This is a genomic window from Gellertiella sp. DMC107, from assembly GCF_056313605.1.
In genome coordinates this window covers 182,853-199,742 of sequence record NZ_JBQUZZ010000005.1, presented here as the reverse complement: position 1 = coordinate 199,742, position 16,890 = coordinate 182,853, and the positions used below count along the sequence as shown (strand labels likewise).

17 protein-coding genes are annotated in these 16,890 nt (G+C 64.5%); 10 read left to right on the top strand and 7 right to left on the bottom strand.

Annotation, left to right across the window (positions count from 1 at the left end):
• The first annotated feature begins 11 nt into the window (after positions 1-11).
• The 7 genes from ACT54B_RS17150 to ACT54B_RS17120 all read left to right on the top strand — a co-directional run bounded on the left by ACT54B_RS17150 (position 12) and on the right by ACT54B_RS17120 (position 4,507).
• On the top strand, positions 12-221 hold the full coding sequence (locus ACT54B_RS17150) for a hypothetical protein (protein WP_476046578.1): 210 nt from the start codon (positions 12-14) through the stop codon (positions 219-221).
• A 93-nt stretch (positions 222-314) separates the two neighbouring features.
• A complete protein-coding gene (locus ACT54B_RS17145) occupies positions 315-602 on the top strand; it encodes a hypothetical protein (protein ID WP_476046576.1) in 288 nt (95 codons plus the stop codon).
• A 50-nt stretch (positions 603-652) separates the two neighbouring features.
• Positions 653-1,351 (top strand): response regulator transcription factor, encoded by a 699-nt coding sequence (locus ACT54B_RS17140; protein ID WP_476046574.1) that lies wholly within the window; start codon positions 653-655, stop codon positions 1,349-1,351.
• On the top strand, positions 1,348-2,742 hold the full coding sequence (locus ACT54B_RS17135; protein ID WP_476046572.1) for an ATP-binding protein: 1,395 nt from the start codon (positions 1,348-1,350) through the stop codon (positions 2,740-2,742). The genes ACT54B_RS17140 and ACT54B_RS17135 overlap by 4 nt, the downstream gene beginning before the upstream one ends.
• 318 nt (positions 2,743-3,060) lie before the next feature.
• On the top strand, positions 3,061-3,462 hold the full coding sequence (locus tag ACT54B_RS17130) for a hypothetical protein (protein WP_476046570.1): 402 nt from the start codon (positions 3,061-3,063) through the stop codon (positions 3,460-3,462).
• Positions 3,463-3,560: 98 nt separating this feature from the next.
• A complete protein-coding gene (locus ACT54B_RS17125; RefSeq protein ID WP_476046568.1) occupies positions 3,561-4,013 on the top strand; it encodes a hypothetical protein in 453 nt (150 codons plus the stop codon).
• A gap of 11 nt (positions 4,014-4,024) precedes the next feature.
• Entirely contained in the window at positions 4,025-4,507 is a 483-nt protein-coding gene (locus ACT54B_RS17120; RefSeq protein ID WP_476046566.1) for an ImmA/IrrE family metallo-endopeptidase, read from the top strand.
• A gap of 7 nt (positions 4,508-4,514) precedes the next feature.
• On the opposite strand, the gene ACT54B_RS17115 is transcribed toward ACT54B_RS17120, so the two are convergent.
• The 4 genes from ACT54B_RS17115 to ccmI are packed head-to-tail and all read right to left on the bottom strand — an operon-like array spanning position 4,515 to position 8,571.
• On the bottom strand, positions 4,515-4,976 hold the full coding sequence (locus tag ACT54B_RS17115) for a cytochrome c-type biogenesis protein (protein ID WP_476046564.1): 462 nt from the start codon (positions 4,974-4,976) through the stop codon (positions 4,515-4,517).
• The gene (locus tag ACT54B_RS17110) at positions 4,973-6,964 is read right to left on the bottom strand and encodes a heme lyase CcmF/NrfE family subunit (protein WP_476046562.1); all 1,992 of its coding nucleotides are present in this window, start codon (positions 6,962-6,964) and stop codon (positions 4,973-4,975) included. The genes ACT54B_RS17115 and ACT54B_RS17110 overlap by 4 nt, the downstream gene beginning before the upstream one ends.
• Entirely contained in the window at positions 6,961-7,416 is a 456-nt protein-coding gene (ccmE, locus tag ACT54B_RS17105; RefSeq protein ID WP_476046560.1) for a cytochrome c maturation protein CcmE, read from the bottom strand. Before ccmE ends, ACT54B_RS17110 begins: the two co-directional genes overlap by 4 nt.
• Positions 7,417-8,571, bottom strand: a complete 1,155-nt coding sequence (gene ccmI / locus ACT54B_RS17100) for a c-type cytochrome biogenesis protein CcmI (RefSeq protein ID WP_476046558.1) — start codon at positions 8,569-8,571, stop codon at positions 7,417-7,419.
• Positions 8,572-8,987: 416 nt separating this feature from the next.
• On the opposite strand from ccmI, the gene ACT54B_RS17095 reads away from it, so the two are divergent.
• Both ACT54B_RS17095 and ACT54B_RS17090 read left to right on the top strand, forming a co-directional pair.
• Entirely contained in the window at positions 8,988-9,500 is a 513-nt protein-coding gene (locus ACT54B_RS17095; protein ID WP_476046556.1) for a nucleotidyltransferase family protein, read from the top strand.
• Positions 9,466-9,882, top strand: a complete 417-nt coding sequence (locus ACT54B_RS17090; RefSeq protein ID WP_476046554.1) for a hypothetical protein — start codon at positions 9,466-9,468, stop codon at positions 9,880-9,882. Before ACT54B_RS17095 ends, ACT54B_RS17090 begins: the two co-directional genes overlap by 35 nt.
• Here ACT54B_RS17090 and ACT54B_RS17085 read toward each other — a convergent pair.
• From ACT54B_RS17085 to ACT54B_RS17075, 3 genes are all read right to left on the bottom strand, one after another.
• Positions 9,872-11,266, bottom strand: a complete 1,395-nt coding sequence (locus ACT54B_RS17085) for a sensor histidine kinase (RefSeq protein ID WP_476046552.1) — start codon at positions 11,264-11,266, stop codon at positions 9,872-9,874. The genes ACT54B_RS17090 and ACT54B_RS17085 overlap by 11 nt on opposite strands.
• A gap of 12 nt (positions 11,267-11,278) precedes the next feature.
• Positions 11,279-12,010 (bottom strand): response regulator transcription factor, encoded by a 732-nt coding sequence (locus ACT54B_RS17080; RefSeq protein WP_476046549.1) that lies wholly within the window; start codon positions 12,008-12,010, stop codon positions 11,279-11,281.
• 127 nt (positions 12,011-12,137) lie between these two features.
• Positions 12,138-13,700 carry a Do family serine endopeptidase gene (locus ACT54B_RS17075; protein ID WP_476046547.1) on the bottom strand — a complete coding sequence of 521 codons (1,563 nt, stop codon included), beginning with the start codon at positions 13,698-13,700 and terminating at the stop codon, positions 12,138-12,140.
• Positions 13,701-13,933: 233 nt separating this feature from the next.
• Here ACT54B_RS17075 and ACT54B_RS17070 point away from each other — a divergent pair, with 233 nt between their 5' ends.
• Complete coding sequence (locus ACT54B_RS17070) at positions 13,934-16,873, top strand: bifunctional [glutamine synthetase] adenylyltransferase/[glutamine synthetase]-adenylyl-L-tyrosine phosphorylase (protein ID WP_476046545.1); 2,940 nt, start codon at positions 13,934-13,936, stop codon at positions 16,871-16,873.
• The last annotated feature ends 17 nt before the right edge of the window (positions 16,874-16,890 follow it).

Below are 16,890 nucleotides of genomic sequence, written 5' to 3'. Positions count from 1 at the left end.
GGAGAAAGACCATGTCCGACAGCAAATACTGGTATCAGTCCCGCGCCGTCTGGGGCGCGATGGCGGCCCTTGTCGCCACCCTCATCCGTGCATCCGGCCATGATCCGGGCGCGGCCGGCGAGGCGGCCATGGCGGAGGCCGCGCTGGACATTGCAACCGGAATAGGCGCGCTTGCGGCCCTTTACGGACGGCTGGCCGCCACCCATCTTATTGTTCGCTGAGGGCGGCCCTCTTCCACGGCCACATTCATTTGCCATTCAGCCGTGATCGGATAAGAATTTGACATCAATGAAGACCTCGGCAACGGTGTGACAATGGCGAAGCGGCTACCCATGACGGTTCTTGCGCTCGGGCTGTTCGGCCTGACGGCGCCGCTTGCCGCCATGCCGGCTGCAACCCCTGATGCATCTTCCGCCCGGGGGCTGGTGCATTATGTCGGCGGCGATTGTTCCGCCGCCGCCCAGCAGGTGGTGGACGAAACCGGCGGGCAGCTTCTGTCCGCCGAGCCCTCCGGCGATGGCCAGAGCTGCGTCATCACCGTCCTGGTGCAGGGGGATGGCACGTCCCGGCCGCGCAGGATAAGGGTGCAGGTGCCGATGTAGCGGCTGCGATTCTGCAGGCAGCCGCCCTTTTTCGAAGACAGGTCAGATCCATGCGCATTCTCGTGGTCGAAGACGATGCCCACCTCAACCGCCAGCTTGCCGAGGCGCTCAAGGAAAACGGCTATGTGGTCGATCAGGCCTTCGACGGCGAGGAGGGCCACTTCCTTGGCGATACGGAGCCCTATGACGCCGTGATTCTCGATATCGGCCTGCCGACCATGGACGGGATCACCGTTCTGGAGAACTGGCGCGCCAACAGCCGCACCATGCCGGTGCTGATCCTGACCGCCCGCGACCGCTGGTCGGACAAGGTGGCCGGCATCGATGCGGGCGCCGACGATTACGTGGCGAAGCCCTTCCATGTGGAGGAGGTGCTCGCCCGCATCCGCGCGCTCATCCGCCGCGCCGCCGGCCATGCCTCTTCCGAAATCGTCTGCGGCCCGGTGCGGCTCGACACCAAGAGCTCCAAGGCCAGCGTCAATGGCGAGGCGCTGAAGCTCACCTCCCACGAATTCCGGCTGCTTTCCTATCTCATGCACCACATGGGCGAGGTCGTCTCGCGCACGGCGCTGGTGGAACACATGTACGACCAGGATTTCGACCGGGATTCCAACACGATCGAAGTCTTCGTCGGCCGCCTCCGCAAGAAGATGGGCGTCGACCTGATCGAGACCGTGCGCGGCCTCGGCTACCGCATGCAGCCACCCGGCGAGGCAAAGCCCGACGCCAAGCCCGGTAAATCCAGGTGAGCCGCAGGATCACCTCGCTCACCGCCCGCGTGCTGTTGCTCGCGACCCTCTGGTCGGCGGTGGCGCTGGTGGTGATTGCGGTGGTGATCTCGACGCTCTACCGCCAGGGCTCCGAGCGCGGCTTCCAGGAGCTGCTGCGCGCCCAGCTCTACAATGTCATCAATTCCGTCTCCGTCGGGGAAAACGGCAATCTGGCCGGGCGCCCGGAACTGGGGGACCTGCGCTTTTCCCAGCCCGCCACCGGCTGGTACTGGATGGTGGAGCCGCTTGGCGACTTCAAGACCGAACCACTCACCTCCGCCTCGCTCGGCACCACCAAGCTCGCCATGCCGCCGGTGGCGAGCGTGCCCTTCGACGACAATTACGAGCGCTTCTACGTGGAGGACGACGGGCAGGGCAACAAGGTGCAGGTGGCCGAGACCGAGGTGGTTCTGGACCAGGACGGCCGCGCCGCCCGCTTCCGCGTGTCCGGCAACCGCGCCATCGTGGAGGCGGATATCCAGGCCTTCTCGAACCGGCTTTATCTCGCGCTCGGTGGCTTCGGCATCGGCTCGCTGGTCGTCAATGCGCTGGCGATCCTGATCGGCCTGAAGCCGCTCGACCAGGCCCGCGCCGCGCTCGAAAAGATCCGCCGTGGCGAGGCCGAACGCCTGCCGAAGGATTTTCCCCGCGAGATCCAGCCGCTCGCCTCCGAGGTCAATGCGCTGATCGACAGCAACCGCCGCATCGTCGAGCGGGCGCGCATGCAGGTGGGCAATCTCGCCCATTCGCTGAAAACCCCGATTGCCGTGCTGCTGAACGAATCCCGCGTGCTGGACAAGGGCCATGGCGACCTCGTGAAAAGCCAGGCGGAAGCCATGCAGGGGCAGGTGCAGAGCTATCTCAACCGCGCCCGCATCGCCGCCCAGCGCGATACGGTTCTCGCCCGCAGCGAGGCCGAACCGGTGATGGAGCGCCTGTTGCGCGTCATGCGCCGGCTGAACCCCTCGCTCGCCTTCGATCTTTCGGTCGTGCCTCCGGGTCTGTCGCTTGCCATGGAGCAGCAGGACGTGGAGGAAACCGTCGGCAACCTGCTCGAAAATGCCGCCCGCTTCGCGAAAAGCCGGGTGAGCGTCGCCGTCAGCCCCGCCGATGGACCGACCGAGGAGGAAAGCCAGCGCCGCGCCTGGGTGGAGGTGCTGGTGGATGACGACGGGCCGGGGCTTGAGCCCGACCAGATCCGCGAGGCGATGAAGCGCGGCCGCCGGCTGGACGAGAGCAAGCCCGGCACCGGGCTCGGCCTGTCCATCGTGCACGAGATTGCCACCGAATATGAGGGAGCCATCACCCTGTCGCGCAGCCCGTCCGGCGGATTGCGGGCGCGGCTTCTTCTTCCGGGGGTTGCCGTCTGACGGGAGGGCGGATGGCATGCTGTCGTGCACAATTTTACGCCCTTCCTGACGAATAGTGGTGACGAAGCGATTGAAATTGTATTGTGCAACGCCATAATAGCGGGAAGGTACGCCTGTTTCGCGCATTCGGCATCCGGCTTGCATGGATGAGGGTTGAGGGTCGAGCCCGCCGGTCACCGCCAGACCGGAAGGGTGGCTGAAATTCCGCCGCAATTCTGCCCGAAGCACGGTCGCACCCGCCCCTTGATGCCCCGCCGCGGCAGGAGAAATTGGTTGTCTGCACTTCGTTCGTCGTTACCCGCCTGGAGACATGGACTGTTGACGGTGCCTCTGGCCGCGCTTCTGCTTTCCGCCTGCACCACCACGTCTCCCTATCTGGGCAAGAGCCTGTTTTCCAAGGCCCCGCCATCGCCCTCCGCCCGCATTCTCGCGGCGCTCAATGGCGGTATCGTCGGCAATACGGAAGCGGATCTTTCCGACAACGACACCAAGCGGGCGCTGGAAGCGGAATATCGCACCCTCGAAGCCGCCCCGGCCGGCCAGCCGGTCGTCTGGCGCGGCGACGATGCCAATGGCGAGGTGATGGCCGCCGCACCCTACCAGGTCGGCACCCAGAACTGCCGGCAATACACCCACCGCATCATCGCCTCCGGCAAGCAGATGCAGGCCCGCGGCTCCGCCTGCCGCAACGACGACGGCAGCTGGTCCCTGCTCGATTGAGGGCAGGGTCATCGGACATATTGAGTGCTTATTTAGATAAGGCTTTAATTTTGGCTTCAATCCGGATACCTTCATCCTGCTTTGGGGAGGGAGGCATCATGGACGGCAAGTTCACCACGGCTCTATTTGTCGGACTGCATCTGGTAACCTTGGTTTTTCTCGTTGCCATCATTTCAGATTATCATTTCATTGATCCCTCCCTCATGGCCGAGGTCGAAGCTCACGACGGGCTCGATACGATTGCTGTTGCCTCTCAGCTTGGCCGTTTCGATTTTCTCTCGGTCCTGCTGGCGGTCTTCGCCCTCCTTGCGGTATTCGGCGGCTTGTTCGGCTTTGGGTTTGTAAGGGGCGAAAGCCAGGCCACCGCCCGGCAGACTGCGGAGCGAATTGCCGAGGAGCGCTTGACGGAACTGTTGTCGGAGTTCAGGAAAAGCAACGATGATCTGCGGGCGATCCTCCAATCCAGCGAGGAGCCGTCATCCATGCCGCCGGCTCCTGAGTATTTGCGCAAGGCGGATGCAAACAGTGAAACGAGCCATCGGTCCGGCTGAGAGGGGATACCATGCGAGTGGAAGAAAAGATGCGCATGATCCGGGAGTTTACCTCCCGTCCTCCGCCTGTGATGACGATCGAGCTTGCGGAGGCGCTGGGCATCAACGTCTTCTACGTCGATTGGCCGGACGATATTTCCGGCCGTATCCAGAAGGATACCGTCAATGGAGGCAAGAGCGGCTACGCCATTCTTGTGAACCAGAAGCACCACCCCAACCGGCGGCGATTCACCATCGCTCATGAGATCGCGCATTTCGTGCTGCATCAGGATCGGATCGGCGACGGTATCTACGATGATGCGCTGTATCGTTCCGGGCTGCCGCGCCCGATGGAATTTGAGGCGAACCGGTTGGCCGCAGACATTCTCATGCCGCTTTCCACGCTTGGGGAGGCCCTGAACCAGTCCCCCGCATCCGTGGAGGAACTGGCGGAGAAATTTCAGGTCTCGAAGAGCGCCATGTCGATTCGGCTCGGCATTCCCTACGAGAGCTGAGACGGACCTATTCTTCCTTCAGCAGGTCCTTCAGACGTGCTTCTTCCTCTTCGGTGAGCGGCTGGGGTTGCGCCGTCTGGCGACGGCGGCCGAGGGCTGCGACGAGGAGGACAGCGCCGCCGACTGCGATGAGAGCGGCTGGAGCTCCCCACAAGACAAGGGTCTTGGCCGAGAAGCGCGGCTTCAGCAGCACGAATTCCCCATAGCGCGAGACGAGATAGTCGAAGACCTGTTCGTCCGTATCGCCGCGCTTCAGCCGGTCGCGCACCAGCACCCGGAGGTCCTTGGCCAGCTCCGCATTGCTGTCGTCGATGGACTGGTTCTGGCAGACCATGCAGCGCAGCTCGGCGGAAATCTTTCGCGCCCGGGCTTCGAGCGCGGGGTCGGCGAGCATTTCGTCCGGATTGACGGCAAGCGCCGGCAGGGCCGATACCATCAGGAAGAAGGCGAGGGCGAGCTTGCGGATCATTCGGCGGCCTCCAGCACAGGCGTTGCGGCCCGGTGGGCTGCCCGACGCGGCGCACCGACACGCAGCCGCCGGTCCGAGAGCGACACGAAGCCGCCGATGGCCATGATAACGGCGCCGAGCCAGATGCACAGAATCGTCGGCTTCCACCAGACGCGGACCACGATGCCGCCGTCCGGCGTCGGATCGCCGAGCGAGACATAGAGCTGCGACAGGCCGAAGGTGAGAATGCCGGCTTCCGTCGTCGGCATCTTGCGCGCCATATAGATGCGCTTGGACGACCAGACGTCGCCCACCGTCACACCGCCCTGGGCAATGGTGAAATGGGCGCGGCTTTCCGTATAGTTCGGGCCTTTCGCATCCTTCATGCCGTCGAAACGCAGCTGATAGCCGCCCGCATCGATGGCGGCGCCGGGCTTCACCTCGGTCACGGTTTCGGTCGCGAAGGCGGAAACGGCGACGATGCCGATGACCGTTACGCCAAAGCCCAGATGGGCCAGGGCCGTGCCGAAAGCCGAGCGCGGCAGGCCGGTGAGCCGGCGCATGGCCTGCCCGGAGGCGACGCGGCCGAAGCCCGCTCGTCCCCAGAGATCGACCAGCGCGCCGAAGACGATGTAGAACCCGACCCCCAGCCCGAGGACGGCCATGATCGGCCCGCCGTTTTCGGCATAATGCATCGCGGCCGCGATCACCAGCGCGGCGAGCACGGCGACGAAGAGACGCTGCGAGGCGCCGGCGAGATCGCCGCGCTTCCAGGCAAGCAGCGGCCCGAAGGGCAACACGATCAGCAGCGGCACCATCAGGAGACCGAAGGTGAGGTTGAAGAAGGGCGCGCCGACCGAGATCTTCTCGCCCGTCAGCGTTTCCATCAGCATGGGGTAGAGCGTGCCGATCAGCACCGAGGCGGTGGCGACGGTGAGGATCAGGTTGTTCAGCACCAGCGCGCCCTCGCGCGAGATCGGCGCGAAGAGGCCGCCGGAGCGCAAGGTTCCGGCCCGGAAGGCGAAGAGGCTGAGCGCCCCGCCGATGAAGAGCAGCAGCAGGACGAGAATGAAGATGCCGCGCGTCGGATCCGAAGCGAAGGCATGCACCGAGGTGAGCACGCCCGAGCGCACCAGGAAGGTGCCGAGCAGCGACAGCGAAAATGTGAGGATCGAAAGCAGGATCGTCCAGATCTTCAGCGCATCGCGCTTTTCCATGACGAGCGCGGAATGCAGCAGCGCGGTGCCCGCCAGCCAGGGCATGAAGGAGGCGTTTTCCACCGGATCCCAGAACCACCAGCCGCCCCAGCCGAGTTCGTAATAGGCCCAGTAGGAGCCCATGGCGATGCCGAGCGTGAGGAAGGCCCAGGCGCCCAGCGCCCAGGGACGCACCCAGCGCGCCCAGGCCGCATCGATGCGGCCTTCGATCAGCGCCGCGACCGCAAAGGAGAAGCAGACCGAAAAGCCCACATAGCCGAGATAAAGCAGCGGCGGGTGGATCGCGAGACCCACATCCTGCAGCACGGGATTGAGATCCTGCCCCTCGACCGGGGCGGGGTTCAGCCGGATGAAGGGATTGGAGGTCAGCACGATGAAGAGCGAGAAGGCAAAGCCGATCCAGCCCTGCACGGCCAGTACCAGCGTGCGCAGGCGCACCGGCAGATTGGCCGAGAAGCCCGCGACCATGGCCGAAAACAGCGAGAGGATGAGCAACCAGAGCATCATCGAGCCCTCGTGATTGCCCCAGACCCCGGAGATCTTGAACAGCGCCGGCACCAGCGAATGGGAGTTCTGCCAGACATTCATCACCGAGAAATCCGAGGTCAGATGCGCATGCATCAGCACCCCGAAGGAAAAGGCGACCAGCGCGAAATTGACGAGCGTCGCGGCGGGGGCAATCCCCATGAGCGTGCGGTCGCGGATGACCGCGCCGTAAACCGGCACGATCGAGAGCAGCAAGGAAACAACGAGCGCGATGACGAGCGCAAAATGGCCGAGTTCAACGATCACGGTGTCTTGGCCTCCTCGCCGCGCCATTCGCCCTGCTGCTTCAGCCGGTCGGCCACATCCTTGGGCATGTATTTCTCGTCATGTTTTGCCAGCACCGTATCCGCGGTGAAGAGCTTGCCATCCCCATTGAAGGCGCCTTCGGCAATCACGCCCTGTCCCTCGCGGAAGAGGTCGGGCAGGATGCCCGTATAGGTGACGGGCACGACCGTGCCGGTCGTATCCGTCACGGAAAAGGCAACCGTGGAGCCCTGGCCGCGCACGACGGAGCCGTTCGCCACCAGCCCGCCCAGGCGGATGCGGGTGCCCGGCTGCACATTGGCCTTGGCAAGATCGCCGGGCACGTAGAAGAAGGACACCGACTGACCGAAGGCGAACATGACCAGCAGCACGGCAGCCATGATGAAGCCCACGCCGCCGCCGATAATCGCAAGCCGCTTCTGTTTGCGCGTCATTCAATTGCCTCCTTCGGCGGAAATGCCCATGCTGTCGCCGAGCGCCTTCAGCTGGCCGCCCTTGTCCGTATCGGCGGGGAAGGTCTTCAGGGCGGTGGCGAGCGCGTCCGATGCCTTGTCCTTCATGCCGAGCACGCCATAGGAGCGGACAAGCCGCATCCAGCCCTCGAAATTGTCCGGTTCGTTCTGGAGCCGCGCAGCCAGCGTTTCCACCATGCCCATGATCATCTGCTGCCGGTCGGCGCCGCTCATGCCCTCGGCCGCGGCAATATCCGCCTCGCCGGGATTGCCGGGCGGAGCCGCCTCCGGCGCCGGCGCGGGCTTCGAAGGATCCGTCGCGGCGATGTGGCGGTCGACCAGTTCGAGATAATTCGCATCGGGCGCCGCATCCTTGCGGATCGCCTGGAAGGCGGCGAAAGCCTCCGCGCGCTTGCCCTCCTGCTCGAGCTTCAGCGCCAGATAGAAACGGGCGCGGGGATCGCCCGGTGCGCGTTTCAGCACCGCATTCAGCTCCGCCACCGCTTCATCGCCGACCTTGCCGCCGTCCAGGCCGATCAGCGCTTCGGCAAAATTGCCGGACCGCTCCAGCGAAGCACCCTCCAGCCGGATGGCGTTGCGATAGGCATCGGCTGCCTTGTCGTAGATCTGGTTGCGCAGATAGATCGGCGCGACGAGATCCCAGCCCTTGCCGTCTTCCGGGTTCTGCAACAGGTGGCGCTCGACCTTGGCGAGCAGGAGTTCCATGTTCTGGCCGGGATTGGCAAGCCGCTCTTCCAGCGGCTGGTCGGGAATGCCGGGCGCACCCGTCAGGAGATAGAGCGGAACGCCGATGGCCGGCAGCGCCACGATCACAAGCGCTTCCGCCAGACGGCGACGGAAGGGGCGCGATTCGATCTCGCCCGTGCCGCGGCCTTCTTCGACCGCCAGCAGGCGCCGGGCGATTTCCGCCCGCGCATAATCCGCCTCGGCCTCGGAAATCAGCCCGTTTTCCCGGTCCCGAACCACTTCCTTCAGCTGGTCGCGATAAACCGCCGCTTCCTTTTCCCTGTCCTCCCCGTCGGGCATGGCAGCGCCCTTTCCGGCGCGCGACAGCGGCAGGAGGAGCAAAATCGCCACAAGGGCGGTCATGACGGCAACGAGGATCCAGAACAACATGGAACAGTGGAATACAAAAATGCGGCGCGCAATCCAATCCGGAATAGACCGTACACGCGGATTTGAGGCGTTTGGCCGCAATTTGATGCATGTCAAGGCGGGAAGGGGCGAAATCGGGGTGGGATGGGCGGACAGCTCCCCTATGCCTGCTTCCCGTTTTCGATGTTGACGCGGTTAAGTTGACCATTTATTTTGGCAATTGCCTAAAAAAATGGGCAATTGACTATTTCAATGGGCATTGAGGCGTTATGAGCCGGATTGATACCGAAAGCGTAGTCCGCCGGCCGTTGAATCACATTCTCGGCTCCCTTTCCCATGTTCGACTCCTGCGGTCACTCCTATGGCACGGAGGATATGTTTCGGCTTCGGACCTCACGCGCTCTACCGGGCTCTCCCGAGAGAGCGTCCGACAGGGTTTGGCGACGCTGGAAGCGCTTGGTGCGGTCGCAGCGGTGGGGTCCGCCTATGCAAGAGTGTTCCGCTTTGATGAAAACGGTGCCCTGGCCCCTCAGCTTGCCGCACTGTTCATGGCGGAAAAATCTCGTTTCGAGACAATCCTGGACACGATCCGCTTGGCCGCCAGGGAGCTGAAGCCTCTTAGCCTGTTCCTCTATGGCAGCGCAGCGCGGGGAGAGGATGGTATCGACAGTGATCTTGATATCTGCGTCATCCTGCCCGTCGGCCGGTTGGCCGCAGGTGTCGAGCGCCTGCGCGAAGGATTGCGTGACCCTTCCCAGCGGCTCGGCTTCGTGCCGGCGGTTGTCGGTCTCGACCTCAGTCACGTGCGTCATCTCTCGGCCACCTCCGATCCGTGGTGGATAAGTGCCGTGCGCGATGCGCTCCTGCTTGACGGTCGCCGGCCTGACGATCTGGATGACCGGAGGGAGGCACGCCATGGTCAGAACGGGTCGCACAAAGCGGAAGGATGAGACCTATGTCTCTGAACGTCTGCGCATCGCACGGGCATACCTGAAATCCGCGTCCAGTGGCATCGATATTTCTGACACCGGCGATATCGGAAACCCGGTCATTTCCACAGCCATTCTCTGCGCTATCGCCTATGCCGATGCGCTGACGGCCCGAAGGCTCGGTGAAGTCAACCAGGGGGATCATCAGGGGATTGTCAAACTCTTGCGCCAGGCTTTCGGCAAAGAATTACCGGATCGGCAAGCTGCCAATCTCCGGGGGCTGCTGGAAGAAAAAGATGAAGCGCAGTATGGCGCCCGCGCGAAAACTCTCGATGAGGCGAAACGGGCGCTGGAACGGCTCCGGTCTTTCGCAGACTGGGCCGAACTCACCCTCAGAACCTGAGGGTGACAGTCAGGCCCGGGTGGTCGGGGGTGGTGGGGTCGGTATCCGAGAGCGTGATCTTGCCGCCATGCAGCACCATCACCGCTTCCGCCATGGCGAGGCCGAGGCCGGTGCCGGGTTTGGTGCGGCTTTCGTCGAGGCGGACGAAGCGTTTCATCACGTCGCCGCGCCGGTCGGCGGGAATGCCGCGGCCGCGATCGGAGACCGAGAGCGCCACGCCACCGCCGTCATGGGTGAGGCTGACCCGGATCAGCCGCTCGCTGCCTTCGCCGTCGCCGTATTTGATGGCATTGTCGATAAGGTTCGCGAGCGTCTGGCCGATCAGCTCGCGATTGCCCTTGACGCCGATGCCGGGTGCGATCTGCGCCTCCAGCCGGAAACCTGCTTCCTCCGCCACCGGCTCGTAGAGTTCGACGCAATCGGCGGCGATGGCGGAAAGGTCGAGATCGGTCAGCGTCGCGGCTTGCGAGCCCGCTTCCACGCGCGAGATCATCAGCAGCGAATCGAAGGTGCGGATGATCTGGTCCGCCTCGGAGAGGATGCCTTCGAGGCTCATGCGCCGCGCCTCGGGATCCTCGGCGGCCAGCGCCTCCGTTGCCCGGTTCTTCAGCCGGGTGAGGGGCGTCTTGAGATCGTGGGCGATGTTGTCGGAGACCTGCCGGAGCCCCTCGGACAGTTTGCCGATCCGCTCCAGCATGTCGTTGAGCGAGAGCGACAGCCGGTCGAATTCGTCGCCGGAGCCGGAGACGGGCAGCCGCTGGGCCAGATCGCCGGCCATGATCTTCTTGGAAGCGGCGGAAATCCGGTCGATGCGCTTCAGCGCGTTGCGGCCGATGAAGAGCCAGAGCAGCAGCGCCCCGATGCCCATGGTGCCGACGGTGATGAAGATCGCCCGCCGCACGAGGAAGCGCAGCGCCCCGGGCTCCGCGAGGTCGCGCCCGATCAGGATGCGCATGCCATTGTCGAGAAACACCACGCGGGCGATGGCCATGCGCGGATGTTTGTCGTTTTCCTCCTGGTAGCGGCGATAGGGGAAGGGATCGGTCGTCCATCCCTCCTTGTCGAACAGGCCCGGCGCGACCGAAGCGACATTGCCGGCGAGCATTTCCCCGGCGGGACCGGCGATGATGTAGAGATTGGCTCCGGGCTGGCGGGCGCGCACATCCATCACCCGGGCGAGCTGGCCAAGCCCGCCGCGCTCATAGGCGCGTTGCACGGCCGAGACTTCCTGATTGAGCGATTCCCGGATTTCGGCAATCAGCAGCCGCTCCGACATGGCGGTGACATAGAGCACCAGCGCGCCAGCCGCGAGCGCGAAGATGAGAATGAAGAGGGCGGACAGGCGCACCGCCGTGGACAGGAAAAGCAGGCGGAAACGCGACATGGTGAAAGGTCCTCAGTCCCCGTCCTTGATCATGTAGCCCGCACCGCGAATGGTCTTCAGCAGCGGCGGGCTGCCGGGCTTCTCGATCTTGGCGCGCAGCCGCGAAATATGCACGTCGATGACATTGGTCTGCGGATCGAAATGGTAGTCCCACACATGTTCGAGCAGCATGGTGCGGGTCACCACCTGGCCGGCATTCTTCATCAGATATTCGAGCAGGCGGAATTCGCGCGGCTGCAGCAAAAGATCCTTGCCGGCGCGGCGGGCGGTGTGGGACAGGCGGTCGAGCTCGATATCGGCGACCCGGTAGACCATGTCCTGCTCGGGCGCGCCCTTGCGGCGGCCGAGCACCTCCACCCGGGCCAGCAGTTCGCTGAAGGCATAGGGCTTCGGCAGATAGTCGTCGCCGCCGGCGCGAAGGCCGGTCACGCGGTCGTCCACCTGGCCGAGTGCCGAGAGAATCAGCACCGGCGTGTTCACGCCCTTGCGGCGCAGCTCCCCGATGACGGAAAGCCCGTCCCGGCGCGGCAGCATGCGGTCGATGACCATCACGTCGTAGCTGTTTTCCAGACCCATGAAGAGCCCGGCTTCCCCGTCGCTCGCATGGTCGGCCACAATGCCGGTCTCGCGAAACGCCTTGATGAGATAGGCGGCGGCTTCCAGATCGTCTTCGATGACAAGAATTTTCATGGAGTCGATCTTAGCGTCGCGACCCTTCCCTTCGCAATCCATCGTGTCGTTCATCCTGGGAGTCTCCCGCGTGTTCGCAAGGCACAAGGGGGCTCGCGCCGGCTCCCCGCCGGGGAGTGGCGCGCTCAAGCCCGATGGAAAAAAGGCCTGCCGGTGCCGGCAGGCCTTCCTGTTTTCGGGATCAGCCCTTGTTGGAAATGTCGAGGGCGAGGAAGCGGGTGCCCTGCTGGCTTTCCACCTGGAAGAGCGCCTTGGCGCGGCCCTGGTTGCGGGCCTTGTCGATGACCTTCTCGATGTCCTCGGCAGACTTCACTTCCTGATTGTTGACGGAGGTGATGGTCTCGCCCTGCTTCATGCCCTTGTCGGCCGCATCCGAGTCGGGATCGACCTCGGTCACGGTAACGCCGGCGCCGCCATCGGCAGGCGAGACGGAAAGGCCGAGGCCCGCCAGCGCCTTGTCGGTCGAAGGCTGGGTCTGCTCCTCGTTCTGCTGGTCACCGGCCTGCGCCTGCTGCTGGTCGGCGGGCAGCGAACCGAGTTCCAGCGACAGAACCTGGCTCTTGCCGTCGCGCCAGATGGTCACTTCGGCCTTGGTGCCGGGGCGGAACGAGGCGATGCGCTTGGCAAGATCGCGGGCATCCTTGACCGGCTCGCCGTTGACGGCGGTCACGACGTCGCCCTTCTTCATGCCGGCCTTCTGGCCGGGCGACCCTTCCTGCGGGGCGACAACGAGCGCGCCGGAGGCTTCCGACAGGCCAAGCGAGTCGGCGATATCGCGGGTCACGGGCTGGATCTGTACGCCAAGCCAGCCGCGGGAGACCGAGCCGTTCTTGATCAGGTCGTTGACCACGCCTTCGGCCACCGTGGACGGGATGGCGAAGGCAATGCCCACATTGCCGCCCGACGGCGAGAAGATGGCGGTGTTGATGCCCACCACTTCGCCGGAAAGGTTGAAGGTCGGGCCGCCGGAATTGCCCTTGTTCACGGCTGCGTCCACCTGCAGGTAATCGTCATAGGGGCCCGAGCCGATGTCGCGGCCACGGGCGGAGATGATGCCCGAGGTGACGGTGCCGCCGAGACCGAAGGGGTTGCCCACGGCCACCACCCAGTCGCCCACGCGCACCTTGCTGTCATCGGCGAACTTCACATAGGTGAAGGTGCGCTTCGGCTCGTCCACCTTGAGGACGGCGAGGTCGGTGCGGCTGTCCTTGCCGATCAGCTTGGCATCCAGCTCGGTGCCGTCGTTCAGCACCACGGTGAAGGCCTCGCCGTCGGATACGACGTGGTTGTTGGTGACGAGATAGCCGTCAGCGGAGATGAAGAAGCCGGAGCCCTGGGCGGTCGGGCGCAGATGGCCCTTGCCATGCGGCATGCGGTGCGGGTTCGGACGACCCTCGCCATCGAAGCCGGGACCGCCGAACTCCTTGAAGAAGCGCTTCAGCGGGTGATCGTCCGGCAGCTGGTCGAAGCCTTCGCCACCGAAATTGAAGGAAAAGCCGTTTCCTTCGGCAGCGGTTTCATCGACATTGGTCTGCACGCGGACCGAAACGACGGCCGGGGTCACGGCGCTCACCACATCGGCAAAGCTCGGCACCTGCGGGGCCTGCACGGCGACCGGCGCGGCATAGGCGGACATGATGCCCTGCGGCACGCCCGAAACGACGACGCCGGCGGCGATAAGCCCGGCCGCAGAGGCCTGGAGAGCGGATTTCACGGTGAAAAGACCTTTGATACGGGTGATCATTGTCGTCTGCCTTCTCTTGCTGGGACCCCGTTTCTGGCGGGGCATTCATTCGATGACCTCAGATATAGGCGGGCGCACCTTACGAAGAACTGTCCGGAGCATGAAATCTTTGTAATGTTTTCCGGTTCCGCACGCCGCCGTGGAATACCATCGCCGGGGATGACTTATGCCGTGCCGGCCTGCTACATCCTTGCAGGAGGACGCATCGCATCGGGGAGGACAAGCGGTTGGACATGGCAGGCCTGAAGGACATCACCGCTCATCCCTTGCGTCCCATGAGCCAGACGGAGCTGAAGTCCGTCCTTTCCGACCTGAAGGATATCGCCAAGACCGAGCCACCGGTGGCCGCCCTGATGGCCGGTGATGGCGTGCTGAAGGAATTCATCCTCGCCGCGCTCTCGCTCTCGCCCTTCCTGCGCGAGGTGATGAACCGCGATCCCGCGCTTCTGTCGCTGGCCATCACCGGGGCGCTGGAGCCGGAACTCGAAAAGCTGGTGGCCGCGGCCCGCCAGGCCTGGAAACCCGATGCCGAGGGCCGCGAGCCGACCGAAGCGGAGGTCATGTCGAGGCTTCGCCGCGCCAAGCGCAGCGTCGCCTTTCTCGTGGCGCTTGCCGATCTCGCCCGCCTGTTCGACGGCCGGAAAACCACTGGCTGGCTGACCCGTCTGGCGGAAGCCTCCGTCGCCGCGGCGATCGATCACCTGCTGCTCGCGGCCGATGGCGGCAAGATCACGCTCAAGAACCGCGACAATCCGAGCGCGGAAAGCGGCCTCATCGTGCTGGGCATGGGCAAGCTCGGTGCGGGAGAGCTCAACTATTCCTCCGATATCGACCTCGTCGTCTTCTTCGACATTTCGGCCGGCATCGTCGGCGACCCGCTGGATGCGACGGAAATCTATGCGCGCATGATGCGCCGGCTGATCCGCATCATGCAGGAGCGGACGGCGGATGGCTATGTCTTCCGCACCGACCTGCGCCTGCGGCCCGATCCCGGATCCACGCCGCTGGCCGTGCCGGTGGAAAGCGCGATGATCTATTACGAGGGGCGCGGCCAGAACTGGGAGCGCGCCGCCTTCATCAAGGCCCGCGCCATCGGCGGCGATATCGCGGCCGGCGAACGCTTCCTGCGCGATCTCGTGCCCTTCGTCTTCCGCAAATATCTGGATTATGCGGCAATTGCCGACATTCACTCCATCAAGCGGCAGATCCATGCCCACAAGGGCCATGGCACGATTGCGGTGAAGGGCCATAACATCAAGCTCGGGCGCGGCGGCATCCGCGAGATCGAGTTCTTCGCCCAGACCCAGCAGCTGATCGCCGGCGGCCGCATGCCGGCGCTGCGCTCCCGCGCCACCGAGGAGACCCTGCATCGCCTTGCCGAGGCGAAATGGATCGACGAGGCGACGGCCACGGAACTGACCGAATGCTACTGGTATCTGCGTGATGTGGAGCATCGCGTGCAGATGGTGCGCGACGAGCAGACCCATCTTCTGCCCGAAACCGAGAGCGAGCTGAAACGCATCGCCTACATGCTCGGCTATGCCTCCACGGCGGAATTTTCCGAAGCGCTGGTCGAGGTGCTGAAGCGGGTGGAGCGGCGCTATGCCCGCCTGTTCGAGCAGGAAACCCGGCTTTCGACCGGCACCGGCAACCTGGTTTTCACCGGCCAGAACGACGATCCCGATACGCTGGACACCCTGTCGCGCCTCGGCTTTGCGCGCCCCTCCGACATTTCCCGCGTCATCCGCACCTGGCATTACGGCCGCTACCGCGCCACGCAATCGGTGGAGGCGCGCGAGCGGCTGACCGAGCTGACGCCGGAACTGCTGCGCGTTTTCGGCGAGAACAAGCGCGCTGACGAGGCGCTGCTGCGCTTCGACAATTTCATTTCCGGACTGCCGGCCGGCATCCAGCTTTTCTCGCTGCTCTCGACCAATCCGGCGCTGCTCTCGCTGATCGTCACCATCATGTCGGCGGCACCCCGGCTGGCCGACATCATCGCGGAGCGGCCGCATGTCTTCGACGGCATGCTCGATCCGGCGCTGCTGTCCGAACTGCCGACCCGCGACTATATCGAGAACCGGCTGACCCTCTTCCTCGCCGGCGCCCGGCATTACGAGGATATCCTCGACCGGCTGCGCATCTTTGCCGCCGAGCAGCGCTTCCTGATCGGCATCCGTCTTCTGACCGGCTCCATCGGCGCGGAGGTGGCGGCCCGCGCCTTCACCCATCTCGCGGACTTGATCATTGCCGCCGCCCTGGAGGCGGTGCTGAAGGAGATAGAGCAGGCGCACGGCACCTATCCCGGCGGCCGCGTCGCCGTCATGGGTATGGGCAAGCTCGGCAGCTTCGAGCTGACGGCGGGCTCCGACATCGACATCATCCTCCTCTACGATTACGACGACACGGCCCCGGAATCGTCAGGGCCGAAGCCGCTCGATCCCGTCCGCTACTTCACCCGCATCACCCAGCGGCTGATCGCGGCGCTCTCCGCGCCCACGGCGGAGGGCATTCTCTTCGAGGTGGACATGCGGCTGCGCCCCTCCGGCAACAAGGGGCCTGTCGCCACCCGCATCCAGTCCTTCGAGAAATACCAGCGCGAGGAGGCCTGGACCTGGGAGCACATGGCGCTCTCGCGCGCCCGGCTGATCTCCGGCGACGAGACCTTGAAGGCCGAAGCCGCCGATATCATCGCCAAGGTCCTCTCGCGCCCCGGCGATCTCGGCAAGATCGCCGCCGACGTGCGCGAGATGCGCCAGCTCATCGAAACCGAAAAGCCGCCCAAGGCGATCTGGGACCTCAAGCTCATTCCGGGCGGGCTGATCGATATCGAATTCATCGCGCAATATCTCACGCTGGCGGCGCCCTATCGCGGCGTATCCCTCCCGGCCCGCGGTCTCGATACCGCCGAGACGCTGAAGGCGGTGGCAGGCGACGGGCTCGACCCCAACGATCTCGATACCTGCCTGGAAGCGCTCGCCCTTTACAGCGCGATCGCCCAGATCACGCGCCTCAGCATCGACAGCGGCTTCGACCCGAAGGAAGCCCCGGCCGGCCTGATCGACCTCGTCTGCCGCGCCGGCGACTGCCCTGACATCAAGACGCTCGAAGGCGAGGTAAAGCGGCTCTCGAAGGCTGTCCGCAAGGTATTTTCGGCGGCGGTGCGGGCGTGAGATTGAAAAGAAAGGAA